This window comes from Stenotrophomonas maltophilia, assembly GCF_003970865.1.
GTDB lineage: Bacteria > Pseudomonadota > Gammaproteobacteria > Xanthomonadales > Xanthomonadaceae > Stenotrophomonas > Stenotrophomonas maltophilia_AR.
The window spans coordinates 24467-48614 of the sequence record NZ_RXLZ01000041.1; the positions used below are offsets into that span (position 1 = coordinate 24467).

At 63.9% G+C, this 24148-nt stretch carries 23 protein-coding genes; 12 read left to right on the forward strand and 11 right to left on the reverse strand.

Features of this window, described 5'->3' with window-relative positions:
* Positions 1 to 77: 77 nt before the first annotated feature.
* Complete coding sequence (locus EKL94_RS14385) at positions 78 to 1568, reverse strand: ATP-dependent nuclease (protein WP_126929593.1); 1491 nt, start codon at positions 1566 to 1568, stop codon at positions 78 to 80.
* A gap of 763 nt (positions 1569 to 2331) precedes the next feature.
* Here EKL94_RS14385 and EKL94_RS14390 point away from each other — a divergent pair.
* The 4 genes from EKL94_RS14390 to EKL94_RS14405 all read left to right on the forward strand — a co-directional run bounded on the left by EKL94_RS14390 (position 2332) and on the right by EKL94_RS14405 (position 5914).
* Entirely contained in the window at positions 2332 to 2676 is a 345-nt protein-coding gene (locus EKL94_RS14390) for a hypothetical protein (RefSeq protein ID WP_126929594.1), read from the forward strand.
* A 389-nt stretch (positions 2677 to 3065) separates the two neighbouring features.
* Entirely contained in the window at positions 3066 to 3983 is a 918-nt protein-coding gene (locus tag EKL94_RS14395) for a LysR family transcriptional regulator (RefSeq protein WP_126929595.1), read from the forward strand.
* Positions 3984 to 4171: 188 nt separating this feature from the next.
* Entirely contained in the window at positions 4172 to 5113 is a 942-nt protein-coding gene (locus EKL94_RS14400; RefSeq protein WP_126929596.1) for an alpha/beta hydrolase, read from the forward strand.
* A 153-nt stretch (positions 5114 to 5266) separates the two neighbouring features.
* On the forward strand, positions 5267 to 5914 hold the full coding sequence (locus EKL94_RS14405) for a hypothetical protein (protein WP_126929597.1): 648 nt from the start codon (positions 5267 to 5269) through the stop codon (positions 5912 to 5914).
* A 23-nt stretch (positions 5915 to 5937) separates the two neighbouring features.
* Here EKL94_RS14405 and EKL94_RS14410 read toward each other — a convergent pair whose 3' ends face one another.
* Positions 5938 to 6768, reverse strand: a complete 831-nt coding sequence (locus tag EKL94_RS14410; RefSeq protein ID WP_126929598.1) for an alpha/beta fold hydrolase — start codon at positions 6766 to 6768, stop codon at positions 5938 to 5940.
* A gap of 201 nt (positions 6769 to 6969) precedes the next feature.
* Here EKL94_RS14410 and EKL94_RS14415 point away from each other — a divergent pair, with 201 nt between their 5' ends.
* The 4 genes from EKL94_RS14415 to EKL94_RS14430 all read left to right on the forward strand — a co-directional run bounded on the left by EKL94_RS14415 (position 6970) and on the right by EKL94_RS14430 (position 9639).
* On the forward strand, positions 6970 to 7968 hold the full coding sequence (locus EKL94_RS14415) for a GlxA family transcriptional regulator (RefSeq protein WP_221767987.1): 999 nt from the start codon (positions 6970 to 6972) through the stop codon (positions 7966 to 7968).
* Positions 7969 to 8028: 60 nt separating this feature from the next.
* A complete protein-coding gene (locus EKL94_RS14420; RefSeq protein WP_126929600.1) occupies positions 8029 to 8448 on the forward strand; it encodes an H-NS histone family protein in 420 nt (139 codons plus the stop codon).
* A 79-nt stretch (positions 8449 to 8527) separates the two neighbouring features.
* Positions 8528 to 8953 carry a hypothetical protein gene (locus EKL94_RS14425; RefSeq protein WP_126929601.1) on the forward strand — a complete coding sequence of 142 codons (426 nt, stop codon included), beginning with the start codon at positions 8528 to 8530 and terminating at the stop codon, positions 8951 to 8953.
* Positions 8950 to 9639 carry a hypothetical protein gene (locus EKL94_RS14430; RefSeq protein ID WP_260473433.1) on the forward strand — a complete coding sequence of 230 codons (690 nt, stop codon included), beginning with the start codon at positions 8950 to 8952 and terminating at the stop codon, positions 9637 to 9639. Before EKL94_RS14425 ends, EKL94_RS14430 begins: the two co-directional genes overlap by 4 nt.
* Before the next feature lie 24 nt (positions 9640 to 9663).
* On the opposite strand, the gene EKL94_RS14435 is transcribed toward EKL94_RS14430, so the two are convergent.
* The 3 genes from EKL94_RS14435 to EKL94_RS14445 form a co-directional block, all read right to left on the reverse strand.
* The gene (locus EKL94_RS14435) at positions 9664 to 10056 is read right to left on the reverse strand and encodes a DoxX family protein (protein ID WP_049436918.1); all 393 of its coding nucleotides are present in this window, start codon (positions 10054 to 10056) and stop codon (positions 9664 to 9666) included.
* A 130-nt stretch (positions 10057 to 10186) separates the two neighbouring features.
* Positions 10187 to 10855, reverse strand: coding sequence for a glutathione S-transferase family protein (locus tag EKL94_RS14440; RefSeq protein WP_126929602.1), 669 nt, complete (start codon positions 10853 to 10855; stop codon positions 10187 to 10189).
* An 85-nt stretch (positions 10856 to 10940) separates the two neighbouring features.
* Complete coding sequence (locus EKL94_RS14445) at positions 10941 to 11744, reverse strand: AraC family transcriptional regulator (RefSeq protein ID WP_126929603.1); 804 nt, start codon at positions 11742 to 11744, stop codon at positions 10941 to 10943.
* A gap of 7 nt (positions 11745 to 11751) precedes the next feature.
* On the opposite strand from EKL94_RS14445, the gene EKL94_RS14450 reads away from it, so the two are divergent.
* A complete protein-coding gene (locus EKL94_RS14450) occupies positions 11752 to 12702 on the forward strand; it encodes a DMT family transporter (protein WP_185830037.1) in 951 nt (316 codons plus the stop codon).
* A gap of 17 nt (positions 12703 to 12719) precedes the next feature.
* Here EKL94_RS14450 and EKL94_RS14455 read toward each other — a convergent pair whose 3' ends face one another.
* Positions 12720 to 13739 carry an IclR family transcriptional regulator gene (locus tag EKL94_RS14455; RefSeq protein ID WP_126929605.1) on the reverse strand — a complete coding sequence of 340 codons (1020 nt, stop codon included), beginning with the start codon at positions 13737 to 13739 and terminating at the stop codon, positions 12720 to 12722.
* Between the two features lie 258 nt (positions 13740 to 13997).
* A complete protein-coding gene (locus EKL94_RS14460) occupies positions 13998 to 16832 on the reverse strand; it encodes a TonB-dependent receptor (RefSeq protein WP_126929606.1) in 2835 nt (944 codons plus the stop codon).
* 554 nt (positions 16833 to 17386) lie between these two features.
* Between EKL94_RS14460 and EKL94_RS14465 the strand changes: the two genes are divergently transcribed.
* Entirely contained in the window at positions 17387 to 17839 is a 453-nt protein-coding gene (locus EKL94_RS14465; protein WP_010481259.1) for a PA2169 family four-helix-bundle protein, read from the forward strand.
* 84 nt (positions 17840 to 17923) lie between these two features.
* On the opposite strand, the gene EKL94_RS14470 is transcribed toward EKL94_RS14465, so the two are convergent.
* From EKL94_RS14470 to EKL94_RS14480, 3 genes are read right to left on the reverse strand one after another with little or no spacing between them, the layout of a single operon-like run.
* Positions 17924 to 19621 carry a peptidoglycan D,D-transpeptidase FtsI family protein gene (locus tag EKL94_RS14470; protein WP_260473434.1) on the reverse strand — a complete coding sequence of 566 codons (1698 nt, stop codon included), beginning with the start codon at positions 19619 to 19621 and terminating at the stop codon, positions 17924 to 17926.
* A gap of 23 nt (positions 19622 to 19644) precedes the next feature.
* Positions 19645 to 20073 (reverse strand): hypothetical protein, encoded by a 429-nt coding sequence (locus EKL94_RS14475; protein WP_126929608.1) that lies wholly within the window; start codon positions 20071 to 20073, stop codon positions 19645 to 19647.
* The gene (locus EKL94_RS14480; protein WP_260473435.1) at positions 20064 to 21599 is read right to left on the reverse strand and encodes an MFS transporter; all 1536 of its coding nucleotides are present in this window, start codon (positions 21597 to 21599) and stop codon (positions 20064 to 20066) included. Before EKL94_RS14480 ends, EKL94_RS14475 begins: the two co-directional genes overlap by 10 nt.
* A gap of 107 nt (positions 21600 to 21706) precedes the next feature.
* Here EKL94_RS14480 and EKL94_RS14485 point away from each other — a divergent pair, with 107 nt between their 5' ends.
* Together EKL94_RS14485 and cml are read left to right on the forward strand one after the other, a co-directional pair.
* Positions 21707 to 22612 carry a LysR family transcriptional regulator gene (locus tag EKL94_RS14485; RefSeq protein WP_126929609.1) on the forward strand — a complete coding sequence of 302 codons (906 nt, stop codon included), beginning with the start codon at positions 21707 to 21709 and terminating at the stop codon, positions 22610 to 22612.
* A 198-nt stretch (positions 22613 to 22810) separates the two neighbouring features.
* Positions 22811 to 23998, forward strand: a complete 1188-nt coding sequence (gene cml, locus EKL94_RS14490; protein WP_126929610.1) for a CmlA/FloR family chloramphenicol efflux MFS transporter — start codon at positions 22811 to 22813, stop codon at positions 23996 to 23998.
* A 29-nt stretch (positions 23999 to 24027) separates the two neighbouring features.
* Here the strand turns inward: cml and EKL94_RS14495 are convergent.
* A partial coding sequence (locus tag EKL94_RS14495; protein ID WP_148105806.1) for a transposase occupies positions 24028 to 24148 on the reverse strand: 121 nt, incomplete at its 5' end.

The window sequence follows — 24148 nt, forward strand, 5'->3', positions numbered from 1 at the left end:
CTGGCCGGCAGAAGCTGCCGGCATCCCATGTGTCCGTCCGCTTGAGGTGCGGAAGGTTTCGCTGTCGCTGAGAGCGCCTACGCTGCAAGAAATGCCGCATCGATGTCGCCGGCTAGTGTGCTTGCGGCAGCACTATTCGATCTGAGCCAACTTATCGTAAGTCGATCTGCGAGAGCGTCGCGGGATAGGTCCATCTGATGGGCGAGGGAGGGGAATACCTTCTTCGCCCAGCTACTACCCGTATGCCCAATTCCTGCTACCCGCGCCTTCGAGAAACAAGTCGTGATGCCGTTCAAGTAATCTTCGGTAGCAGCAATGTTGTCGTCAGTTAGAAGCAGAGATTCCGGCGCCAGGTCTCCCGGCAGTGAGAACAGTCCAGACGATGGCGAAGCGCCGATGTCTGGGTCTCTCACTCCAATTGCTCGCACCTTCATCTGCCGGAAACTCTGAACGAGGCGGTAGACGTCGTCGGTGTTTCCTACCGGGACAATGGCGCAGTTGTCCAGCAGCTGTTTGTTCTTCTGGCGCAGCAGTTCTCTCAAGAACGCCTGTGCAACGGCATCCTCGACCAAGATGAGATCTTGATTCGACTTCACCACGCCATTCAATTGGCGTGCGGCCGCAATGTACGGAGCGCGTGGTACCGCTGTGACAGCATCGTTCGCTCTAATCATCAGCAGTCGGCCATCAAGAGGTAACGTCTCGAAAAGCTCGCCTGAATGAGTAGAGACGATGATCTGATGCCCCTTGCGATGCGACAGGCTCATCAGGTACCAGGCCAACCCTCGCTGGGCGTCGGGATGTAGTGTGATTTCCGGCTCTTCCAGAAGAATGAGCGACCGGGCAGGAATGGCCTCCAATTGCCGAATCAGTGCGACAATCTTCTGCTCTCCGGCGCCCATGTGGTGTTCGCCGTACCGCTTGCCATTCCTTACCAGCTGAGGAAGGTTCTCGCTCCACTGATCGGAAGCCGGTCCGACAGTGTGAATTGAGCCAGCCGTGTATCCCGCATTGAGGATCGATGAGATTGCCTGCACGACCTCCTTTGGGAGGGAGGAGGTCGCCTTTACCTTGACCTGCGCACGATAAACATGGAGGCGGTCGCGGCGTTCGATGCGGGGAGCGAACAGGCCGATACCAATAAACGCCACATTGCGTTTCGGATTGGTACGTGGGTAGCCCCAGCGAGTGCGGGCCTTCTGATAAGGGATCTCGACTTGCGGAGAATCATCCCAGAACGTGAAGCTCACTGAGGACTTTTCGTCGAACGCCGGCGTCTCGTCACCGAGCGCGTTGCGCACCCAGTCTCCGATCTTGTAGACGCGCCCGCCTGTTTCCTTCACGTAGGCGGCGGAACAGAGTTGCAGCAACGTTGTTTTTCCGCTGCCGTTGGTCCCGGCTATCGCGGTGACCGGCCAGGTGAACTCGATCTTCTCGGTCACACCGCGGACGTTGTTGATAGTCAGCGACTTCAAGACATTGCCGAAATGCCCGTTCCTGGCCTTCGGAATCGCCCAACGATCATTGATCCGAGAGATTACTTCCGCGATGTCTGATTGGGTTGCCATCTAGCATTCCTTGCGATGTGGTCGACCTACATGGTCATTGCGGGGCGAAATTGTACAGTGTCGGTCACTCCGTACGATTTCGTCAGGTTGCGTACGTAATCGTGGCTATGGCCCTCGCGAGCGCACTCGTCTCCCCGCCACGCCTGCGCACTTCATAGGGCGCCTTTTCTGCACTCCCTGCGGAACGGCCCAGCCTCGGCCCTGTATAGCGTTCTCCCGGGCTCCCAGGCACTGGCTGGCCCTGCGGTTCCCTGCGCGTAAAGGGCCGATTCCGCAGCGCCGTGAGGGCGTTGTGTTACCCGTGCTTCCCGTTTAGGGGAAGCGGGGTGTCCGGAGAATGGCAATTTCTGCGACCCCACCTTTGCATGCTGTGTAAGTGTTTGAATTTATATGAAAAGAGAGATTGCAGTGGATGATAATTTAGGGCAATTTTCTGGAGGGCGTAATGCAATGTAATTGATTTATAAGGACATTTTTCTGCCGCCCGGTTGCGGTCGGATTGTGCAATCTGGTTGCTCTAAGGTTGCCCTATTGTTGCTATTGGGAAATTTACTTAAGTGATTGTTTTTATTGAATTAATTTTAGCCTGAAACGTCTGGTTGCAGAAATTGCGGTGTTCCGATGGGCGCGGCATAAATTCCTAGTTAAGGGGAGGACGGCAACCCGAGTCCTGCCCTCGCTCCGCCGTCGCTCTTCTTCTCAGCTGCCTGGCCACCATCGACCCGTCGCAGCTATTGCGACGTCCAGCCGTATCCTGCCGGCCATGCCGCTGCCCGCCGACTTCTACTGGACGACACGTTCTGCCAGCCTCCCCAACGATGCATCGACGGTCATCGCTTGCAGCGGCGTGTGGATAGTAGCGATGACACAACGGGTAGGCGACGGGATCTGGATCGCCAATCTTGACCGACATCGGCATGGCCCTGGCGGGCCGTTCCGCTGGTGTACCAGCTACGTGCAGGGCCGTGCCGGCGCCGAGATGTGGGTGACCAGGCATGAGGCTCGCCTGCGCGAGGATGTGGCCAAGATCGAGGCATACCGGGAGGCGGTACGTGCGAACAGGTTGGCCAAGCTGCACATCAAGCCACCGTTCGGCTGGGAGGGGTAGCCGGGTGCTAACGGCTGCAGCGCTGTCGATCGATGGGAGTGGTGCCGGCGAAGGCGAAGGATCGCCGGGAAAATTGCCTCAGGGGCCGCGCTGCAATGCGAGTTTCACGGGGATGCGCCGGGAAAAATACGTCATGTATCCCGTTGATTTCCAAGCATGAATGTGGAGCCTCATAATCCCTTGGTTCCAGGTTCGAATCCTGGTGGGCCACCACATTGGCGCCCAGGCAGTCGCGCACGTCATGGACCCGGCTGCGGTTCTTGGGTCCAACTCCTCATGAGACCCCGGAGACCGCTCGTCACGCTGAGTGCTCCATTGCCGTCGACTTGACCAGAGCTTCCTTCCCGGCGCTCTAATAGCCCACGCTTCCACGGCACCGGCGCCTCCACATGCATGATCTGGACACCCTGCGGGTTTTCCTTCGCGTGGCCGAGACGGCCAGTTTCACGCGTGCTGCCGACGATCTGGGCCTGCGCAAGGGCCGGGTGTCGCTGGTCATACGAAATCTGGAGACCAGCCTCGGTGCACGGCTGCTGCACCGGACAACGCGGGCGGTGCAGATGACGGAAGAAGGGCGTGCACTCTACGACAGGGCGCATGAACTGCTCGGTGCCTTCGGTGAACTGCAAACCATGTTCTCCGACAGTGAAGCGTCACTTCAGGGGCGCTTGAGGGTAGATCTGCCAACTGAACTTGCCAGCAGCATCGTGATGCCTGCCGTGCCGGAGTTCCTGGCCTCGCACCCCGGCCTTGAGCTGCAGATCTCGTGCACGGACAGGCGCGTGGACCTCGTGCAGGAGGGGTTTGACTGCGTGCTCCGTGCAGGAGTCCTGGGCGATGACACGCTCATCGCGCGGCATCTCGGAAAAATGCCGGTTTCCAATTTTGCCAGTCCCGCCTATCTGCAAAGCGCCAGAACGCCGATGTCACTGGAAGATCTCCAGAGCCAGGGGCACAGGATGATCCATTACGTCTCCCACCTGGGTAATGCGCCGTTTGGCTGGGAGTATCCGCAGGGCAGTGGATATGCGTTCCTGCCGATGGCAGGGGCGATCACCGTGAACAGCGTGCAGGCCTATCTCGCGGCGGGGCTGGCGGGGGCTGGTCTCATGCAGGCGCCACTGATTGGCCTGGCCGAGCATTTACAGAGTGGACGCCTGATCGAAATCCTGCCCGATTCCAGGCCTGAGCCGATTGATCTTTGGCTGGTCGTCGCTCATCGGCATAACCTGTCACGTCGCGTGCGGGCGTTCATGGCGTGGGTGGAGGCGTTGTTCGAGCCACATCTGATCCGCGACCAACGCTAGATCCGTACGTTGCCCGCTGGGCCATCTGCGGACAGCGGCGGGCGATTGTTCTTCCGGGTGGTAACGATGCGTTCGATTGTGTGGTCCTGATCGATCGGGGGCAGCTGGATAGATTGGCTTCCAAGCGGTGGCTACCCACGCCGCTTGTGAATCCCTCTCTACCCACAGCATTCAAAAGGCCCCTGAACATGTCGACTCAAGCAATCAAGCCGTCCCGTGAAGAAGCCGATGCCATCGTCGAAGGCATCGTGAATACGTTTGGCCGTCCGTTCCGCGCACCGGTCATCGGAAGCCCCAGCGACTTCGGCCTCGCCTTCGAAGAGGTCACGTTCCCCTCGCAGGACGGTGTTCCGCTGGAAGGCTGGTTCATCCCCTGCGAAGGATCGGACAAGGTGGTGATCTGCAATCATCCGCTCTGGTCCAGCCGCACCGGCATGCCGGCACACCTGGAACCCTGGAAGTCGATCGGCGGCGTTGCCGGCAACGACTTCGAGTTCAACTTCCTCAAGGACTACAAGATCCTTCATGACGCCGGCTACAACGTGCTGGCGTATGACCTGCGCAACTTCGGCTGGAGCGGCGCGGCCAATGGAGGCGTGGGCAGCAATGGCATCTTTGAAGCCCGCGATGTCATCGGCTCCCTGGACTATGTCCGCTCCCGCGAAGACCTGAAGGGCATGGACATCGCACTGTTCAGCCGTTGCATGGGCGCCAACGCAACCTTCTTTGCCATCGAGAAGTACCCGGAGTACTTCCAGGACGTGCGTTGCCTGGTGGCACCTCAGCCGGTGTCGTTGCGGGCGACGATGGATGCCTCGCTCAAGCTCCTGGGAATCCATGATCGCCTCGAGGAGATTGAGCAGCGCATCTTCATCATCACCGGATTCAAGCTCGATCAGATGACACCACTGGAGGCGGTGAAGAGCAACCACGTGCCGACGTTCCTGTACCAGGTGCATGACGATCTGCTTACCACGCCTTCCGACGTGCAGGCGATCTTCGACGGCATCGCCACGGAGGAGAAGCAGCTGCACTGGATCCGCAACACCACCCGCCGCTGGGATGGCTATCTCTACTTCCAGCGTGATCCTTCCCTGATGCTGGCCTGGTTCAAGAAGTACCTGGGCTGATTGGAGTCACATCGTGGACAAGGTGCCTCCGGCATGTGAGTCGGAGGTGTCTTCATGCACGGTCTGAATGTGCACATGTGCTTTCACGTGGAGGTGTCGGTAATCTCCCGGGTCTGGAGCCCGGAATGGCGTTCGCAGGTACAAGGAGCAGACATGCCCAACCCTCATGCCCCGGTGGAAGACTTCACCACCGAGATCGAAGACAGCCGGCATCTGTTCGCCTGGTGCCTGATGCGCTATGGCCAGGTTCCCGAGCCGCTGGCAGTCGAACAGGCACGCCAACGCTATCCCGACCAGACCGCCGGCCACGAATACGAGCACGCACTGCTCTTCCACGATGAGCCCTGGCACTGGGCGATGTTGCACATGAAGGGCGAAGGGTACTGGCAGCAGCACCCGGAACTGGCGCAGCCTTCGCTGGAGTACGACACCGAATCGGACGCGCTGTGCCTTACTCGCGGTGAGTCGGTTCCCTTGCTGGATGAGGACGAGTACCTCGGCGCCCTTGCGCATGCGCGTCACATGCACGCGTGGACGCTGATGCAGCAGGCGGGCATTGCCGAAGAGCAGGCACAGCGGCAGGCGCTTGAGCACTACGCATACTTTCCGCCGCATCATCGCTGGCGCATGCGCGTCCACGATGCGCGCGCTGCATGGGTCGATGTGATGAGCGTGCTGCACATCGATGACTACTGGTCCAAACCTGAGCTGCAGATGCCATCACCGGACTACTGGCATGCGTCCCGTGTGTTCGCCGCCGCGAATGGAATCCGCTTGCCGGACGGTCCGGGAAATGCCTGAAGCACTTCCCGGACCCTTCACGATCAGCTTTCCAGGAACGCCAGCAGGTCGGCGTTGATGCGGTCGGCGTGCGTGGTCGGGATGCCGTGCGGCGCACCTTCGTAGGTGATCAGCGTGCCGTTCTTTACCAGCTTCGCGGAAAGAACACCCGAGTCGGCATACGGGACCACCTGGTCATCGTCGCCATGGATCACCAGTACAGGGATGGAGATGCCCTTCAGGTCTTCGGTGAAGTCGGTCTGGGAGAAGGCCACGATGCCATCGTAGTGCGCCTTGGCCGAACCCTGCATGCCCTGCCGCCACCAGTTCCAGATCACCGCGTCTGAAGGCTTCGCGCCGGGCCGGTTATAACCGTAGAAGGGGCCTGCCGGCACGTCGTGATAGAACTGCGCACGGTTGGCCGCCAGCTGCGCCTGGAAGTCGTCGAAGACCTCCTTGGGCGTGCCCTGCGGGTTTGCCGCGGTCTTCACCATCAGCGGCGGCACCGAGCTGATCAGCACTGCCTTGGATACGTTCTTCTCGCCGTGGCGAGCGATGTAGCGGACCACCTGTCCACCGCCGGTGGAATGGCCCACGTGCATCGCGCCATGGGTGCCCAACTTCTCGACCACCGCCGCAACATCGTCCGCGTAGTGGTCCATGTCGTGGCCGTCCCATACCTGGCTGGAGCGGCCATGCCCGCGGCGGTCGTGGGCAACCACGCGATATCCCTTGTTGACGAAGAACAGCATCTGCGCGTCCCAGTCGTCGGCGCTGAGGGGCCAGCCATGATGGAAATGAATGACCTTGGCGTCGCGTGGACCCCAGTCCTTGTAGAAGATTTCGACGCCGTCTTTCGTAGTAACCGTAGCCATTTCCGGGTTCCTCGCAGTTGGGGTTGGGGGGCGTCCTGCGTACCGGCGACCTTGCATCGGTGCAGGAGGAAGGACGCTGTCAGTGCGTGTTGCAGGAGTGGCCCCAGGGCAGCATTTCCTTCTATCCTGAGGCGGCCATCACTCCGTCCGAATCCATTCTAGGAAGCGCTGCATCAATTGAAATTGGCGGAGGTGACATTCATGGGTATCGAAACTGACAAGCGGGTCGAAGTGGCTCTGCTGATCTATCCGGATTGCCAGATGGCGGCGATCCATGGCCTGACGGATCTGTTCCGGATTGCAAATGAGTGGGCGGCATATCCCCACGAAGATGACCGGCGGTGTTCCCTGCGGGTGACGCATTGGCAGCTGAATCCGGCGTCGGCGCAAATGGAATGTTGCTGGGACAGCGATCCAGGCGAGGTGAACGCCCCCACGTTCGTGATCTCGCCGCCCAGCGTCGCGATGCCCGAGCGGATGTCGGCGATGCCGCGCGAGGCGCGGTGGCTCAAGGAACTCCATGCCGGCGGCGCGATCATGTGCTCGGTCTGCGCAGGGGCGTTCGTGCTGGCCCAGACCGGCCTGCTTGCGCGACGGCGGGTTACCACCCACTGGGCCTTTGCAGGGCTGCTCGCCAGCGCGCATCCTGATGTCCAGGTGACGACCGAGAATGTCGTCATCGATGACGGTGACGTCATTACGTCAGGGGCGATTCTCGCGTGGAATGATCTCGGCCTGCTGATCGTCGATCGCGTCATGGGCCCCAGTGTCATGCTGGCCACGGCCCGCTTCATGCTCAGTGACGGCATCCGGCAGGACCAGCGTCCCTTGCAGGGATTCCTGCCCAGGCTCGATCACGATGATGCCGCCATCCTGGCGACCCAGCATCTGATCCTTGCAGAACCTGGGCTGCGCCACACCGTGGCCGGGCTTGCCCAACGTGCCCATTTGACCGAACGAACATTCATCCGGCGCTTCCAGAAGGCCACGGAACTCAATCCCGCCGACTACATCCGCCAGGCCAGGATGGCCAAGGCCAGGGACGCGCTGCAGCTCGGTGATCTTCCCATCGCACAGGTGGCCTCGCGCCTGGGTTATGACGACGCGGCTTCATTCCGCAAGGCATTCCAGAGCGTTGTCGGCATGTCGCCGTCCGCGTATCGCGATCACTTCCGGATCAGGCGGCGTTTCCCGGGTTGAGCTGCGTCGGCAGTTCAGCGCTCTTGACAGACCACCCTGCCGGAGTGGACCTTTCCCGGCATGACTATCGATATCGAATCGCTCAGCCTGCGGGAGCTGGGCGCCTTGGTGGTTGCCGCTGAACAGCGCAGGCAGCTTATTTCCAGCCGCCGTCCGGCCAGCGTGGTGCGCCGCATGCTGAAGGCGGCGGCCGCCGAAGCGGGCTATACGCTCGAAGAACTCTTTGGCGATGCGTCCGTCGAAGAACCCGCAACGCCTAGGAAATCCAGCCGCCGCAAAGCAGGCAAGGTTGCTGCCAAATATCGCGATCCGGAATACAAGCGCCTGACCTGGTCCGGCCGCGGGCGCATGCCACGCTGGCTGGCCGCCAAGGTCCAGAAGGGCCACAAGGTGACGGACTTCCTGATTCCCGGCCTGGCCCGTCCGACCGCCCGCAAGGGCAGCCCGATCGGCCAACGCACCCTGTTCAAGAAGGACTGAGGCCCGCAAGGCAACGCCTGCCGCGCCCGCGTCCACTTCAGGCTACCCTGCATGGGTCCGCACTGGAGGGAGGCACGCAATGGCACACAACGGCAGCACGGCGATCGCGCCGAGGGTCCTGTACATCGCGGGGGCGGCAGCGGTGCTGATCAGCCTGTTGGCCTGGTCGGTGGAATGGAGTGGGCTGGCCTATGTCTGCCCTTACTGCCGCGTGCAGCGCACCGTCATCGGCGTGCTGGGTCTGCTGATGATGGTTGCACGGCCGGGCGGCATCGTCGTGCCCTGGCTTTCGAACGCGATGGGCGGTTTCGCGTTCGTGGTCGCGGCGATGCAGCACTTCAACGGCTGGAAGCGTATCTCTGCCGGCGAATTCAGCTTCAATGCCCAGTGGTACATCGACCCATGGCTGTTGTCCGGGTGCGCGATGCTGATCCTGGTGGCACAGCTGATGCTGGTGCAGGCTGCCTGCCGGCGCCCGGTGCACGCCCCTCAGGAGGCCGCATGATGCGCGCTGCCTGCACGATGGTCCTGCTCATCGCCTTCTACAGCAATCCGGCACGTGCGGCCGACGATGCCGGAACGCCCAAGCGGCCTTCGGTGGAAACCCTGCAGCGCCTGATCGTGGACAAGGCTCCGCAGACGCGGATCGCGACGCCCGACAGCGAACGCATCACCGCGCGTCGCATCGATATCGTCGATGACCAGGGCGTGATCCGCATGACGCTGTCCGGGAAGACGCCGGCGCCGATCATCGATGGCATCCAGTACAAACGCGCCTTCAACGTGGCCGGCATGGTGCTGTACGACGACAAGGGCAGCGAGCGCGGTGGTTTCGGCACCGCCGATGTCGACGGCGGCATGGCGGTGCTGGCGCTGGATCATCCGGCGATGGATGCGATCGGATGGCGCGTATCTCCTGATGGCCAGGTGAGCTTCTCGATCAACCAGGCGCCGAAGCTGATCCGCGAGCCCGCGCTCGGGAATGCGTTGATTCCCGGTGTGCAGGCGCCAACCCGCATCGGCCTGGTGGTCGGCGCCGATGGAACGCCGGCCATTGCACTGAATGACAAGGCGGACCGCCCGCGCCTGCGGCTGACGGTCACGCCGGAAGGCTACGGGGCGATCGAGTTCCTCGATGCGCAGGGCAGGGTGATCCAAACGCTGGCACCGGAGGCGGAGCTCCGTCGCTAGCGTAGGGAGCCTGCTGGCGGGTACCTATGCGCGACGGCCCCGGCCGTCGATGCTGTAGCGCCCGGCTCCGGTGCAGGCCAGCAGCAGGAAGCCACCGGCCAGGCCCAGATTCTTCAGGAACATGATCTGCTGGGTCTGGTCACCGAAGTTGTGGTGGAAGATGAAGGCGGTGACCAGGCTGAAGCCCACCAGGACGATCGATACCAGCCGGGTCTGGAAGCCGAGCAGGATGCACAGGCCACTGCCGATCTCGAAGGCGATGGTTGGCCACAGCAGGATGCCGGGCACCCCCATTGCTTCCATGTAGCCCTGGGTACCACTGAGGTCGCCGAGCTTGCCCAAGCCGGAGACCAGGAACAGTGCCATCAGCAGGATGCGCGCAAGCAGGAAAGCGAGCGAGTGCGAGGAAGTGCTCACAGTGAAGTCCTTGAGGGAGTCCGACCCACGCGATCGGAGCTCACAGTCAGTGAAGCCCGTGTATACACGGCACGGCTGCCTTCCGGTTTCCCGTGCGGCCGGGGACCTTCGAATGCCGAAGAAGGCTGTCTCAGTCATCCCCCGGTGATGCCGCGTCTGCGCTTTGCCGGAACACCTGCAGCTGCGCAGCAAACGCACGCTGGTAGGCGGGGCGTTGCGTTGCACGGCCCACGTAGGTGACCACCTGCGGGTACTCGTCGAGGAGGCCGCTGCTCTTCAGGCGCAGCAGCACCGAGATCATCATCAGGTCGCCCACGCTGAAGTCGCCGTCAAGCCATGGTGCTTTGTCCAGCCACGCTGACAGCTGCGCCAGCCGCAAACGCACGCGCTCATCGAGCATCGCCAGACGCTGTGCATACCAGGGTTGCTCGCGCTCCAGGACCCAGGCCATCGAGCGCTCGACGATGGGCGGCTCCACCGTATTCAACGCAGCGAACACCCACATGATCGCGCGCATGCGTGCATCCGGATCAGCGGGGAGCAGGCCGGCATGCTGTTCGGCCAGGTGCAGGACGATCGCGCCGGATTCGAACAGGACCTGGTGGCCGTCCTGCCAGGTGGGGATCTGCCCGAAAGGGTTGCGCGCCAGGTGCGCGGGCTGCTTCAGCTCGGCGAAGCTGAGCAGCTGCACGTCATAGGGCACGGCCAGTTCCTCCAGCGCCCAGCGCACGCGCATGTCACGGGCCAGGCCCTGGCCGCGGTCGGGGGAGGTGGCGAAGGCGGTGAGGATCGGGCACATCGTGGCACTCCTGCAGGCCGAAGGGGCGGCCTTTCCTGTTCCGACGAACGGGGAGGCGGGAAATCGACAGCGCCCGCTGCGTCGCTCACCCCGCCCGATGCAGCTTCCGGTACTGATCCGGCGTGCACTGCGCGTGCCGCTTGAACATCTCGGCGAAGGCGCTGACGCCGGAATAGCCCAGCTCCTCGGCGATCAGGCTGATCGGCCGGCGGGTGCACAGCGCCTCGGTGGCGCGCACGAACTTCACCCGTCCACGCCAGTCGCCGAGCGACATGCCCAGCTCGCTGCGTGCCAGGCGTTCGAGCTTGCGCACGCTCATGTGGTGGCGCTGCGCGATTTCGGCAACCGATTCGGCCATCGACAGGTGTTTCTCCATGTACGCCATCACCTGCTTCAGCGCATCGCTGCTGGCGATCGGCAGGAAACTGGGCAGCACTGCGGCATTGACGATCTGGTCGATCACCACGGTGGCCATGCGCCGCTGGGCCGGTGTGTGCGGATCGGTCACGCCCTGTCGTGCCAGTTCATGCAGCAGTTCGCGCAGCAGCGGGCTGACTTCCAGCGCACTGCAACGCGTGGGCAGCCGGCGTGAAAGTGCCGCCGACAGATAGGCGGAGCGGTAGGCCAGTTGCGAGCGGTTGCGCGAATAGTGGGCCATTCCTGGTGGAATCCAGATCGCGTAGTGCGGCGGGGACACCATCCACTCGCCGTCGATCTTCATCTCCATCACACCCTGCGCGACGAAGTTGAACTGACCCCACGGATGGCTGTGCGTGCCCCAGTCGGTGGGCTCCATTGCGCCCTGCCGGAAGTAGATCGGGCCGGGCAGCTGGCGGAAGGTGGGAATCGGCTCCATCGGTTGCCGCAAGCCGGGGGCGGGGTGGCGCATTTTCGGGATGTCCTCGATATGCGCCAAGCGTACGCTGGCCATTCCCCTACGTACACCTACACGCGTGAACTATCTCTTCCCGATCCTCGCCTGCCTGCTGTGGGGCGCGAACACCATCGTTACCAAGCTTGCTTCGGGCTCGGTCGGTCCCATCGATATCGGCTTCTTCCGTTGGCTGGTCGCGGCGGTGGTCCTGCTGCCATTCGCGCTGCCGCGGCTGCGTGGCAATCTGCCGACCGTGCGCGCCAACCTCGGGCGCTTCCTGGTGCTGGGCTGCCTGGGCGGGGTGATGTACCAGTGCCTGGCCTACTATGCGGCGCACTTCACCTCGGCCACCAACATGGGGGTGATCCAGGCGCTGATTCCGCTGATCGCGCTGGCGCTGTCGCGCGTGTTCATGGGCCATCCGGTGCGTGGCACTTCCATTCTTGGCGCGGTGATCTCCACCGCCGGTGTGGTGGCGGTGGTATCGCAGGGCGACCTGGCACGGCTGGCCGCGCAGGGCCTGAACCGCGGCGACGCGATCATGCTGATCGGCGCATTGGCCTTCGCCGCCTACAACGTGCTGATGCAGCGCTGGAAGATTCCGCTGTCGGTGCTCGAATCGCTGTTCCTGCAGGCCACGGCTGCGTCGCTGATCCTGCTGCCGGTGCAGCTGTTGATCGGCACCGGGGTCAACAACCTGACGGCGGTCGGGTGTATCGGTTTCGCTGCTGTGTGCGCCTCGATCCTGGCGCCGCTGACCTGGATGACCGGCCTGTCGCGCCTGGGTGCTGCGCGCGTCTCAGGCTTCTTCAACCTGGTGCCGATCGTGACCGCCGCGCTGGCCGTGCTGCTGCTGGGTGAAACGCTCAGTGGCTGGGTACTGGGCGGTGGCCTGCTGGCGGTGTCCGGCGTGGTGTTCGCCGAGTACAGCGCCAGGCGCGCCGCTGCAGTGCCCAGCGAGCAACCCGCATAGGGCTTCGGTCATGCGGGCTAGGTGTCCCCGCTCAGCGCCTGTTCCACCCGCTGTTCCAGCGCGTCTGCATCATGGCCGCGTTTGCCCTGCAGGCTGAGATACAGCGAAAGCGGGTCGACCACATCGCCGACGCTGGTGAATGCCGGCGGATAGGCCCAGATCTGCAGCCGTGCGCTCTGGACGCAGTCCGGACCGGGCATGGGAAGGGCGCCCAGCAACCGCCACGCATCGATGTGCAGCGCACGGGTGCCACCGATCGCGGGCGGTGACGTTTCAGCAAGTGCGTCCAGGCCTGCGGTCGGCGCCGGGTGCCCGGCATCGCGGAGCACCTCGGCGGTCGGGCCCCAGCAGACATCCACTTCCTTCAGGATGGGAGAACGCAGGAACGGCTGTGCCCTGGCCCAGACCTCGTCGCGGTTGCCGGCCAGCTTCAGGAAGCGCTCGCGGCCACCGGTGGAGCGTTCAACCAGGCCGCGACCGACCAGTTCGGCAGACAGGCGCGACGCTGTCATCGAGGTGTAGCCGGCGGCAGCACTGATCTCGCGCGCCGACCACCAGCGCGTCTGGCCGCTCAGCAGCACGTGGATCAGCACGGCCTGCGCCGAAGGCAGCAGCGAGATGGCCTTCTTCTCATGATCGGGGTCGTCGCGGAACTCAATGGCCAGGCTGGGTGCGAACAACTGCGTGTGCGGGACCACGAAGTCGATGTGGTTCTCGACCAGGAAGCGGCGCTGGGTCGGCGTGAGATAGGGCGAAACGTACAGCACCAGTGCATTCGCTGCGGAGCGCAGGCAGCGTACGTCCTGGATCACGCGGGTGCTGGATTCGCCGGGCTCGCGGGCCACGGCGAGCATGGCGGGGGTTTCCCCGTACAGCATCAGTCCGGCGAGGTGGTAGCGCGATGCCATCGCGTGGGGAATGGCATGCAATGAAGCAAGTGGATGCACTGCCGAGGCGAGCCCGGGAAGAATCCTGCGCAGGTACCGCTGCGCGTCAGCGACCAGGTCGGTCAGGCCGGTGCGAACTGCCGTCGTCATCTCGTACTTCCCTTGCGGCGGCATGTCCGGAGGATCGGAACCCGGCCACACCGCCACATTCAGTGGTGAACCTGGAGACGGGTGTGCAGTGTCGGGGCGCGTGGCGATCCATGCGGTCCTGCTCCTTTGCCGTCATGACATCAAGTGTTGCCGGGAACCTTGGAGATTCCGTCGAAAAACGATGGAGATTGGGTGGAGGCGGTGTGCATCGTGGCCGGCGGACTCCCCTTCCGCCGGCCACGAGCACGGACATGACCGTCAGAAGCGCTGCGAGTACTTCACGTACACGGTGCGGCCGATATCGAAGCCGCCGTAGTAGGGGAAGGAGCTGGCCGGCTTGGAGAACATGATCGGGCCCTGGTGGTTGAACACGTTGTTCGAACCCAGCGCCACGGTGCCGTCCCACGGCAGCTTGTAGCTGACCTGGATGTCGTGGAAGGCATTGGAGCCAACCTTGCGCAGCGCGTCCGGTTCACCGTAGGCATAGCGGTCCGGCAGGGAGCACGGACGGTTGGGCACGCAGCTTTCGGCCATGCCGGAGTAGTAGCGCACCGTGTACTGCGTGCTGAAATTGCCGAGCTGCCAGTTCACGCCCAGGTTCGAGCGCAGGCGGGAAATGCCCGGCTGGCCGATCCGGCCCATCATGATCGTATCGCCGGCCGAGTTCTGGTTCTCCTCGTCGTACTTGGAGACATAGCTGTTCTGCAGGTCGATGGTGAAGCGGCCGAACGAGAACTCGGGCAGGCGGTAGCGGATGCCCAGGTCCCAACCTTCGGTTTCCATCGAGCCCAGATTGGCCAGGCCGTAGAACATGCTGGTGATGTGGCCATCGCCAGCGCGCTTGACGCTGCCACAGCGCGAGGCGTTGCCGAGCACGTAGCAGTCACGCAGGATGCGGTCGACGCTGTCCTCGATGATCATGTTGGTGATCTTGTAGCTGTACCAGTCGAGGTTGATGTCCAGTCCGTCGACCCAGCGCGGGCTCCAGACCACGCCCACGGTCTTGCTCTTGGACTCTTCCGGGCGCAGCTTCGGGTCGGAGCCGGTGGTGAATTCGTCAGGCGTGGCGCACGGATAGCTGGCGCAGGGCTTCAGGCTCTGGTTCAGCTGCTGGTAGCCCAGCGGGACGCCGGCGGCGTTGCAGGCGGCATTGCCGTTGACGCTGTTGGTGGCGCCGATGCCGCACGGGTCGACATAGGTTTCGAAGCTGGTCCCGAGGCCGCCATACAGATCGGCGATGCTCGGCGCGCGGAAGCCTTCGGCGAAGGTGCCGCGGATCATCAGTTCTTCGATCGGACGCCAGGCGAAGCTCGCCTTGGAGTTGGTGGTGCTGCCGAAGTTGCTGTAGTCGGAGTAGCGCGTGGCCAGGTTCACGGTCAGCTCCTTGGCGAACGGCAGGTCGCGCAGGATCGGCACGTTCACCTCGGCGAAGAACTCGTTGAGGCTGTAGTCACCGGCGGTGGTGGAGGCGCCCAGTGCAGTGCTCTGGCGCGACTGGGCGAAGGCATCGGGCACGAAGCGGCCTTCTTCCTTGCGGTACTGATACCCCAGGGCGACAGACAGGTCACCGGCAGGCAGTTCGATCACCGGGCCGGAGATGTTGGCGAAGTAACTGCGGGTCTTGGTGATGCCGGTATCGTTGAACGTCGGGAACAAGAAGCGCTGCAGTTCGGGATCGGAGAGAGAGCCAGCCCCCGCGACCCCGAACGGCAGCAAAGGATTCCAGGCCAGGCAACCCGAGACCGGCGATGCCGCCGTGCCACACCGGGCCACACCGTTGGCATCGAGGTAGGAGGGCCCCAATGCCTGCCGGGAAGCGATCAGGCTCATGTCGCCACGGCCCGTTTTTGTAACTTCATTGCGGTTGAACAATGCGCCGACTTCCCAGTCGTACGTCTTGGTGCCCAGCTCGAAGTAGCCAGACAGGCTTGGTGCAATCCGCAGCGACTTCAGCTTGCTTTCCGTCGTGCGCGGCACTTCCCACAGGCGGCGATTGAACGCGATGCTGTGGTCGAGCGGGTTGAATACGCTGGCCGCATCCAGGGGCGTGCCGAACTTGGTCGACTGGTACGGGTAGCCCGCGATCTGCTGGTCGGTGGTGCGCTCGTTGTAGCCGATGTCGGCGGTGAACTTGATCTGGTCGGTCAGCGCGTAGTCCGTGCTCAGGAACAGCGAGCGGCGCTCGATGCCGGTCTGCAGGTGCATCTGGTCGTTGCCGTTGGCGAACTCGGCCGGCGTGATCGGGTGGTAGTCGTTCGGGTTCTTCGGATCGCCGCCACGATTGAGGGTCTTGAATACGGCGTCACCGGTATTGCACTTGTAGAGCGCCGGGTCGCACCACGAACCGTTCTGGCTGATGTTGCTCCAGTCCGCGCCCGGGTAGTTGGGGCCGGCGCCGCCGTACCGGGAGAACTCGCGGTCGCGGGCAAACACCGGGTCCGACTTCTGGTATTCCAGTGCGAGGGTGTATCCGCCACGCTCCCCACGGGCACCGGTGACCAGCGAGAACGTGCTGTCCTTGCCATCGCCCTGGCTGAACTGCCCGTGCTGCATGGATACTTCCAGGCCTTCGTAGTTCTTGCGGGTGATGATGTTGACCACGCCAGCGATTGCATCCGAGCCGTACAGCGAGGAGGCGCCGTCCTTCAGCACATCGATGCGCTCGACCGCGCTCATCGGAATCTGGCTCAGATCCTGCAGGCCGCTGGTGGTGGCGCCAAGGCGCTTGCCGTTGACCAGAACCAGGGAGCGCGTGGCGCCCAGATTGCGGATGTTGACGTAGTAGCCACCGACGTTTTCGCCGGACGCCAACGCGCGCGCACGCGAGATGGTCGGTGCGCCGGTGGAGGTCAGGTTCTGCAGCAGGTCGGCGATGGTGGTGAAGCCCTGCTGCTCGATCATCGCGCGGGTGATGGCGATGATCGGCTGCTGCGTTTCGATATCCACGCTGCGGATGGCCGAGCCGGTAACCTGGATGCGATCGAGGTTCTTCGGTGTTTTATCGCTGTCATCCTGCGCATGCGCGGCCGGTGACCAGGCGGCGGCCAAGGCCGTGCCCACTGCCAGGGAAAGCAGGGTGTACTTGTAATGCATTTGGCTCTCTCCAAATCCAGTTGAATGGGTTTCCGCATCGCTGCGTGGAAACCGATCTGAAACTCCGCTGTGCGGAATCGGAAGGAACCTAACACTCCGTTTACAACTCGATTACGTTATGGACGCGTTATCGTCGCGCGCCGGATACAGCATTCATGCACAGGCCATGCACGAAACCGCGACGCGCACCAAGGGCGCTCTGCTTCAGTCTGGCTGCGGGCTGATGACAGACTCCAGGAGACATCCGATGAATACCCCGGGCAAACCCAAACCCACATGGAAGCAGTGGCATGTACTGTTGCTGGTGCTTGCCATCGCACTGCTGGTGACGCTGATCATCGTCATCGCGCCATGGTGAATCGTGGGCGTTCTGCTCAGTCACCGTGAACGCGGAAATGCGACCGGATGAAGGAGTCAGGACGCGTTGAGGGTGGTGATGCGTGCATCAATTCGTACTCACCCAACCGGCACATCCAAACCTCCACAGTGGTCCCGAAGGCAACGCACTCGCGCTGTCATTCTCCATAGACCATCGAGCACACAGGAGCGATTCCATGAGCACCCAGTCCACCATCGAACATCGCCTCAACGACCTGATCGAGATTGCCCGGGACGGAAAGTCGTTCTACGAAGAAGCTGCGACCAAGGTGAAGGATGCCGAACTGTCGGCCCTGTTCACCCGCATTGCCGGCGTCAAGGGCCGCATCGTCGCCGCGTTGAGCAGTTCGGTCGCCGCCAGTGGTGGCAAACCCGCCGAGCACGGCACCATGGTCGGGTCGATGCAGCAGTTCTATGGCAAGGTGCGCGCTGCATTCGGCGACACCAACTATGGTTACGTGGCCGAGCTGGAAGAGTCTGAAGACCGGCTGCTTGGCGCATTCAAGGACGTGCTGAAGGACAACGAGCTGCCGCCGGCCGTGCGCCAGGAAGTCACCCAGCTGCTGCCTGAAGTGCAGGAGTGCCACAACGTGATGCGTGCGCGCAAGCACGCCATGAAGGCGGCCTGACGATCATCGGCGGCCTTCTCCCCGGGGCCGCCACGGTCGGGGCAGCGTGGCTGCCCCGGCCAACTTCGAGGCGGCGTGCAGGACTCAGCGTGGCGCATCGGGCGCGATGTCCTGCAGGTGCAGCACCCGCCCCATCAGCTCGCTGAAGATGGGGGCGGCGACTGCTCCGCCACCGTAGCCTCCGCGCCGTGCATCGGGATCGTCCACCACCACGGCGACCGCATAACGTGGATGTTGCGCCGGTACGACCCCGGCAAACAGGGACATGTAGTGGCGCGCATATCCGCCGGCAGCCGCCTTGCGCGCGGTCCCGGTTTTTCCGGCGATGGCATAGCCGTTGATGCGGGCCCGCGTCGCGGTGCCACCCGGCTCGCTGGTAGTGGCAATCATGTCCAGCACCTGGTCGGCCACGTCTGCGGGCATGGCACGGCTCACCACTGTTGCGCGGCCATGCTCGAAGGTCGGTTGTACGCGCAGGCCATGGTTGGCCAGCGTCGCGTAGGCATTGGCCAGCTGCAGCGTGGTCATCGACAGCCCGTACCCATAGGCCAGGGTCTGCTTGCTGGTGCCACTCCATGCAGCGGGAGCGGCCAGTACGCCGTTGCGCTCGCCGGGGAATCCGCTCCCCGAGACATGCCCGGCGCCCAGCGCGGCAAACATGGCGTGCAGCTGTTCCCGGCTCAGGCGGCGCGAAATCAACGAGATGCCCACGTTGGAGCTTTTCTTCAGGACGCCGGTGGTATCCAGTACGCCCAGATCCCGATAGTCACGGGTGGTGAAGCGCCCATTGCGGATCCAGCCGGGGTGGGTGTCGAACGTGCTGGCAGACGTGATCACGCCGGCCTCGAGCGCCGCAGCCACCGTGAAGGGTTTCACCGTGCTGCCGGGCTCGAACACATCGGTCACCGCACGGTTGCGGCGTGCATCGGCGGCGCCGGTGCCGGGCGCATTGCTGTTGTAGGTGGGCCAGTTGACCATCGCCAGGATCTGGCCGGTGCCGACTTCCAGCACCACGATGCTGGCGGCAGCAGCGCCGTGGCGTTGTACTGCCGGTCCGAGTCCAGCATGGAGGACGTGCTGCATGCGGCTGTCCAGCGACAGCACGATGTCCTCGCCGGGATGCGCCGGACGGCCACGGTCGCGCAGCTCGACCGGGCGACCCTTGCGATCGACGATGACCTCACGGTAGCCGGCCTCTCCGCTCAGGCGCGCGTCGAACAGGTGCTCAAGGCCTTCAAGGCCATGACCTTCGATATCGGTGACGCCGACGGTCTGCGCGAACAGTTCCGACTGTGGGTAGAAGCGTTTGAACTCCTGCTGCAGGTGGACCCCGATCGGCGCCCTGGCCTGCAGTGCTTCAAGGCGGGCTGGATCGCCGCGACGGAAGCCCGGCAGGTAGATGAAGCGTCGCTGCCGGTTGCGCGCCAGCAGTCTGGTCAACGCCGTCGCATCGGTATCCAGCACCGAGGCCAGCTGCTCGACTGAACCTGATGCGTCGAAGAAGGCGCGCGGGTCGATCCACAGCGATGCCACGGGAGCCGATCCAGCAATGACGATGCCGTGGCGGTCGTACAGCGTGCCGCGATGCGCGCGCAGCGGATGGTGGCGGAGCATCCGTGCTTCGGCCTGGTGCCGGTAGAAGTGATGATGGACGATCTGGACGTCGGCGGCTCGCGCCAGCAGCAGGCCCGCCAGTATGGCCAGTGCGGCGCAGGTCAGGCGGTAGCGGCGGCGGAAGTCATGGGCACGCGTGCGGCGTGGCGCCATGGTGGGGGTGCGCATCCGATGAGGCATCAAGACAGTGGTTACAGCGGTTGCCCGGCGATGTAGGCCAGCAGTGCGGAAGCACGGTCGATGACATTGGCGTGGCTGCGGCCATCGGCAACGGCCATGCAGGCGATCTCCGCATCGCGCAGCGTGGCCAGCCGGTCCTGCAGGGCTGGATAGGGTTCGGCCGTGCGAAAGGTCGCGGTGTAGCCTGCGTCCAGCAGCGGCTGGACCTGCACGGGATGGCTGTCGTGCTGGTTGCGCAGGGTGTGGTCGATCCGTGCGACATCGCAGGAGGCGATGGCATTGAATGCGTACTCCCAGGCCACTGCATTCGCCATGCCCTGGTCGATCTGGCTGAGCAGCGCTGCACGTGGCGGCTCGACGGGGAGATTGGGCGATGCTGCCTCTGTGATGGCTGCCGGCATGGCGAACAGCAACAGGATCAGGGGTAGGTTCAGTCGCATGCGCGCGATTCCGGGTGTTGCGGGAGGGACGGTGCGTCCGCCGCAGACCGGCTGCGGCCCAGCAGCAACACCGCAAGGCTGGCCAGCAGTGCGGCGACGGCCGACGTCCACAATGCACTGGCAAATCCGTAGCTGTAGATCGCCTGTGCGAAGGCGGCGGTGCGCGCATCGGCGAAGGTGCCGGTAGCGATCGCATCGGCCATCGGCAGTACATCGCGCGCGGGAACCACAGCCGACAGTGCGTTGCGGATGCCCAGGCTCAAGGCACTGGACAGCACGGTGAATCCGAGCAGGATGCCGACAAAGCGCGTGGTCGCGCTGATGCCGGAGGCCATGCCGGCCCGCTCGCGCGGTGCCGCGCCGATGATGGCTTTGGAGGTCTCGCCATTGAGGATGCCGCCACCGGCACCGATCACCACCATTGCGACGAGTGCCAGCCACGGCAGATGCTGCCACGCGGCCAGTCCGGCCACGGCATTGCCCGCGGCGGTGATCGACAGCCCGATCGCCAGCACGGCCGGACTGGTCAGATGGCGACCGAGCCGCCGGCCCACGCTGGGAAACAGCAGCATCGCCGCAGCGAACGGAAGCATGCCGGCACCCGCAGCCAGTACGCTCAGGCCGATGCCGTTCTGCAGGTACTGCGGCAGCATCGACGCCATCACCTGTGCGCTGACCGAATAGCCGACCATGGCAATGAGTGCGCCGACGAAACGCGGACTGGCCAGCAGCCCGAGATCGACCATGGGATGTGACCGCGCCCGTTCAACGATGACGAAGGCGGCGGCCATGATGATGGCCAGGGCCAGCCCGCTCAGCGCTGGGGCCGATGACCATCCTTTTGCCAGTCCTTCGACCAGGAAGAACACGATGCCGAAGATGGCAACGCTGAAGGTGATGATGCCGGGCGGATCGAGCGGGCGGACCACGCTGTCGGACGACTCGGGTATCCAGCGCAGCGTGCCGTAGCCGAGCAGACCCAGGAACGGCAGGATCGCGACGAACACCGCGCGCCAGCCCCAGAGCGCGGACAGCAGGCCGCCGATCAGTGGCGAGAGCACCATCATCACGCCCATGGCGGTGCCCCAGAACGCCCATGCGGTGTCCTTGGCCGTCCCCTGGTGGTAGGTGTGGCCGATGATCGACAGCGAGGGTGCCAGCAGGAACGCAGCACCGATGCCCTGCAGTGCCCGCGCCAGGTAGAGCAGGGCGGCACCGGGCGCCAGTGCACAGAGCAGAGAGGTGAGGGCGAACAGGCTGATGCCGATCAGCAGCACCCGGCGGCGGCCGTAGCGGTCGGCGACAGCACCGGCGGGCAGCAGCAGTGAGGTGAAGGACAGGATGTAGGCACTGATCACCCACTCGATATCGGCGAATCCGGCGTGCAGGTCACGCGCGATGCTGGGCAGTGCGACCGCTACGGCATTGGTCTCCAGCACGGTCATCGTGCAGCCCAGCGAGGCCACCAGCAGGACCGCGTCAGGCAGCGTGTGCCGTGCAGGCGAAGAGGGAGGGGAGTGCGGCACCGGTCACTCGCAGGAAGGGGAGGACGGCCATTCCAGCAATGATCGGTGTTTGTTTCATTCTCGGTGTTTTCTGGTTACGTTAGCTTGAACCTAACCAAATGCCGCCCATGGAACGCCGTCACCTGGAGTACTTCGTCACCCTGGCCGAGGAACTGCACTTCGGTCGTGCGGCCCTGCGGCTGGGGATTGCCACCCCCACGCTGAGCGTGCAGATCCAGGACATCGAGCGTCGCCTCGGCACGCGCCTGTTCGACCGCAGCCGGCGCGAAGTGCTGCTGACCTCCGCAGGCGAGGTGTTCCTGGCAGAAGCCCGCGATGTGCTGCGCCGGTTCGAACAGGCCGAAACCCTGGGCCGGCGCGCCGGGCGGGGTGAGATCGGCAAGATCGAGATCGGCTACGTCGGCTCGGCGCTGTATGCCGGTGCGTTGCAGGATCAGCTCAGCCGGTTCCGCAGCCGCTACCCGGGCGTGGAACTGCAGGTGAGCGAATGGCCGATGGGCGAGCTCCCGCAGCTGCTGCAGGAAGGACGGGTGGATGTGGTGTTCTGCCGGCCTCCGATGGATGTGCCCGACAGTTTCGGCGAACACACCCTGGTCGAAGACCAGTTCTGCGTGGCCCTGCCGGAAACCCATCCGCTGGCGCAGGCCCGGGCGCCGGTACAGCCGGCATCATTGGCCCGGGAAGGCTTCGTCATGCCGGAGCAGCCGGTGGGCGCAATGGAAGTCGGGCGCCGCGGCGGGTTCATTCCACGTATCCGTTCCCAGCCCGGGCATCTGGCGGCGGTGTTGGCCGAGGTGTCGGTCGGCGTTGGTTCGGTGGCGATCGTGCCATCGGTACTGCAACGCACGCTGGTGCTGCCCGGAATGATCTATCTGCCACTGGCCGGCCCCACCATCGTCTCGACCATCGCTGTGCAGTACCGGCGGGCGGAGACCTCGCCCGTGGTGCGACGGCTGATCGAGCAGGTGAAGGAGACGCCGTGCAGGCGCATCGACATGTTGCCCCTGGCCTGAAGGCCGCGCGGCAGATGGACGATTGCTACACTTGCGCCACCTGCATTCGCATTCGATGGACATCATGAACAACGGGAACGGTCCGCAGACAGTTCGCTGAGCCGCAACAACGATGCAGACGTTGTTGCGGTGGTCATCCCTGCGATGCACGCGAAGTGGATGGATCACCGCCGGATTCACTCTGGGCGGAGACTTCCCATGTTCAATCGACAGGCCCCGCGTTGGGCCCACCCGCTGCCATCGGCCATTGTGCTGATGGCGCCGTTCGACCTCCTGGCCTCGCTGGCCATGGATATCTATCTTCCTGTGGTGCCGGTGATGCCGCAGGCACTGCAGACATCACCGGCGCTGGTGCAGCTGACGTTGAGCATCTACCTGCTGGTGCTCGGCCTGGGCCAGTTGCTGTTCGGCCCGTTGTCCGACCGTATCGGGCGGCGGCCGGTCCTGTTGCTGGGGGCGTTGCTGTTCGCACTTGCGTCGTTTGCGCTGGCCATTTCCAGCAGCGGCGCAGCATTCCTGGCCTGGCGAACCGTGCAGGCGGTGGGGGCGTCGGCGGCGCTGGTGGCGACCTTTGCCACGGTCCGTGATGTGTATGCCGATACACCCGAAGGCGCGTCGTTGTATGGGCTGTTCGCCTCGATGCTGGCCTTCGTGCCGGCGCTGGGACCAATCCTCGGCGCACTGCTGGCAGGCGCCGTCGGCTGGCGTGCGATCTTCGTTCTGCTCGGCGTACTGGGCATGATCGCCGGCATGCGCGCGGTATGGCATTGGCAGGAAACCCGCCCGCAGTGCCAGGACGCGTCGCGACCCGCGGTACGACGCATCCTCGGCAGCGGCGCGTTCTGGATCTACACGCTGGGCTTCAGTGCAGGCATGGGCACGTTCTTCGTGTTCTTCTCGGTTGCACCCCGGCTGCTGGTCGGGCACATGCAGTATTCGCCGCTGTCGTTCAGCCTGGCCTTCGCCACGGTGGCGCTGGTGATGATCGTCACGGCGCGGATAGCGAACGTGTGCATTGCCCGCTGGAGCGTGCGCGGTACCTTCCTGCGCGGCCTGTGGGTGATGGTGGCCGGGGTGCTGCTGATGGCGTTGGCCGCAGCGTGGCCTCCCTCGTTCATCGGAGTGGTGCTGCCCATGTGGGGCATCGCGGTGGGGCTGGTGATGGTGGTTTCGGTGGCTGCAAGCGGTGCGCTGCGTGATTTCGCCGATGCGTCGGGTACGGCGGTGGCCCTGTACTACGCGGTGCAGAGCCTGATCGTGGCAAGCATAGGCACGCTGGTTACCCTCGTGCTACCTGGCGATACCGTGTGGCCGCTGGTGGCCTATGGATTGCTGCTGCCACTTGCCAGCCTGGCAGGTGCCGCCGCGCTGCGGCATCGCGTATAGCGCTGGATGGCGGGCAAAAAAAGGGTTCTTCACCCAACTCCGGGGAAGGCTGCACGGATTTTGAGGAAGAAATAGGCGTCGTCTCGGTATCCGTAGGCGACGCGCTTGATGACCTTGATCTTGTTGTTGATTCCCTCGACCAGATTCGTT

Excerpts from the sequence above, each read along its gene's own strand:
- EKL94_RS14455 (WP_126929605.1), bottom strand. The coding sequence starts at position 13,739 with ATGACGACGGCAGTTCGCACCGGCCTGACCGACCTGGTCGCTGACGCG.
- EKL94_RS14475 (WP_126929608.1), bottom strand. The coding sequence starts at position 20,073 with ATGCGACTGAACCTACCCCTGATCCTGTTGCTGTTCGCCATGCCGGCA.
- EKL94_RS14445 (WP_126929603.1), bottom strand. The coding sequence starts at position 11,744 with ATGCGCCACCCCGCCCCCGGCTTGCGGCAACCGATGGAGCCGATTCCC.
- EKL94_RS14395 (WP_126929595.1), top strand. The coding sequence starts at position 3,066 with ATGCATGATCTGGACACCCTGCGGGTTTTCCTTCGCGTGGCCGAGACG.
- EKL94_RS14425 (WP_126929601.1), top strand. The coding sequence starts at position 8,528 with ATGGCACACAACGGCAGCACGGCGATCGCGCCGAGGGTCCTGTACATC.
- EKL94_RS14415 (WP_221767987.1), top strand. The coding sequence starts at position 6,970 with ATGGGTATCGAAACTGACAAGCGGGTCGAAGTGGCTCTGCTGATCTAT.
- EKL94_RS14485 (WP_126929609.1), top strand. The coding sequence starts at position 21,707 with ATGGAACGCCGTCACCTGGAGTACTTCGTCACCCTGGCCGAGGAACTG.
- EKL94_RS14390 (WP_126929594.1), top strand. The coding sequence starts at position 2,332 with ATGCCGCTGCCCGCCGACTTCTACTGGACGACACGTTCTGCCAGCCTC.
- EKL94_RS14405 (WP_126929597.1), top strand. The coding sequence starts at position 5,267 with ATGCCCAACCCTCATGCCCCGGTGGAAGACTTCACCACCGAGATCGAA.
- EKL94_RS14410 (WP_126929598.1), bottom strand. The coding sequence starts at position 6,768 with ATGGCTACGGTTACTACGAAAGACGGCGTCGAAATCTTCTACAAGGAC.
- EKL94_RS14430 (WP_260473433.1), top strand. The coding sequence starts at position 8,950 with ATGATGCGCGCTGCCTGCACGATGGTCCTGCTCATCGCCTTCTACAGC.
- EKL94_RS14420 (WP_126929600.1), top strand. The coding sequence starts at position 8,029 with ATGACTATCGATATCGAATCGCTCAGCCTGCGGGAGCTGGGCGCCTTG.
- EKL94_RS14460 (WP_126929606.1), bottom strand. The coding sequence starts at position 16,832 with ATGCATTACAAGTACACCCTGCTTTCCCTGGCAGTGGGCACGGCCTTG.
- EKL94_RS14450 (WP_185830037.1), top strand. The coding sequence starts at position 11,752 with ATGTCCTCGATATGCGCCAAGCGTACGCTGGCCATTCCCCTACGTACA.
- EKL94_RS14465 (WP_010481259.1), top strand. The coding sequence starts at position 17,387 with ATGAGCACCCAGTCCACCATCGAACATCGCCTCAACGACCTGATCGAG.
- EKL94_RS14400 (WP_126929596.1), top strand. The coding sequence starts at position 4,172 with ATGTCGACTCAAGCAATCAAGCCGTCCCGTGAAGAAGCCGATGCCATC.
- EKL94_RS14385 (WP_126929593.1), bottom strand. The coding sequence starts at position 1,568 with ATGGCAACCCAATCAGACATCGCGGAAGTAATCTCTCGGATCAATGAT.
- cml (WP_126929610.1), top strand. The coding sequence starts at position 22,811 with ATGTTCAATCGACAGGCCCCGCGTTGGGCCCACCCGCTGCCATCGGCC.
- EKL94_RS14470 (WP_260473434.1), bottom strand. The coding sequence starts at position 19,621 with ATGCGCACCCCCACCATGGCGCCACGCCGCACGCGTGCCCATGACTTC.
- EKL94_RS14440 (WP_126929602.1), bottom strand. The coding sequence starts at position 10,855 with ATGTGCCCGATCCTCACCGCCTTCGCCACCTCCCCCGACCGCGGCCAG.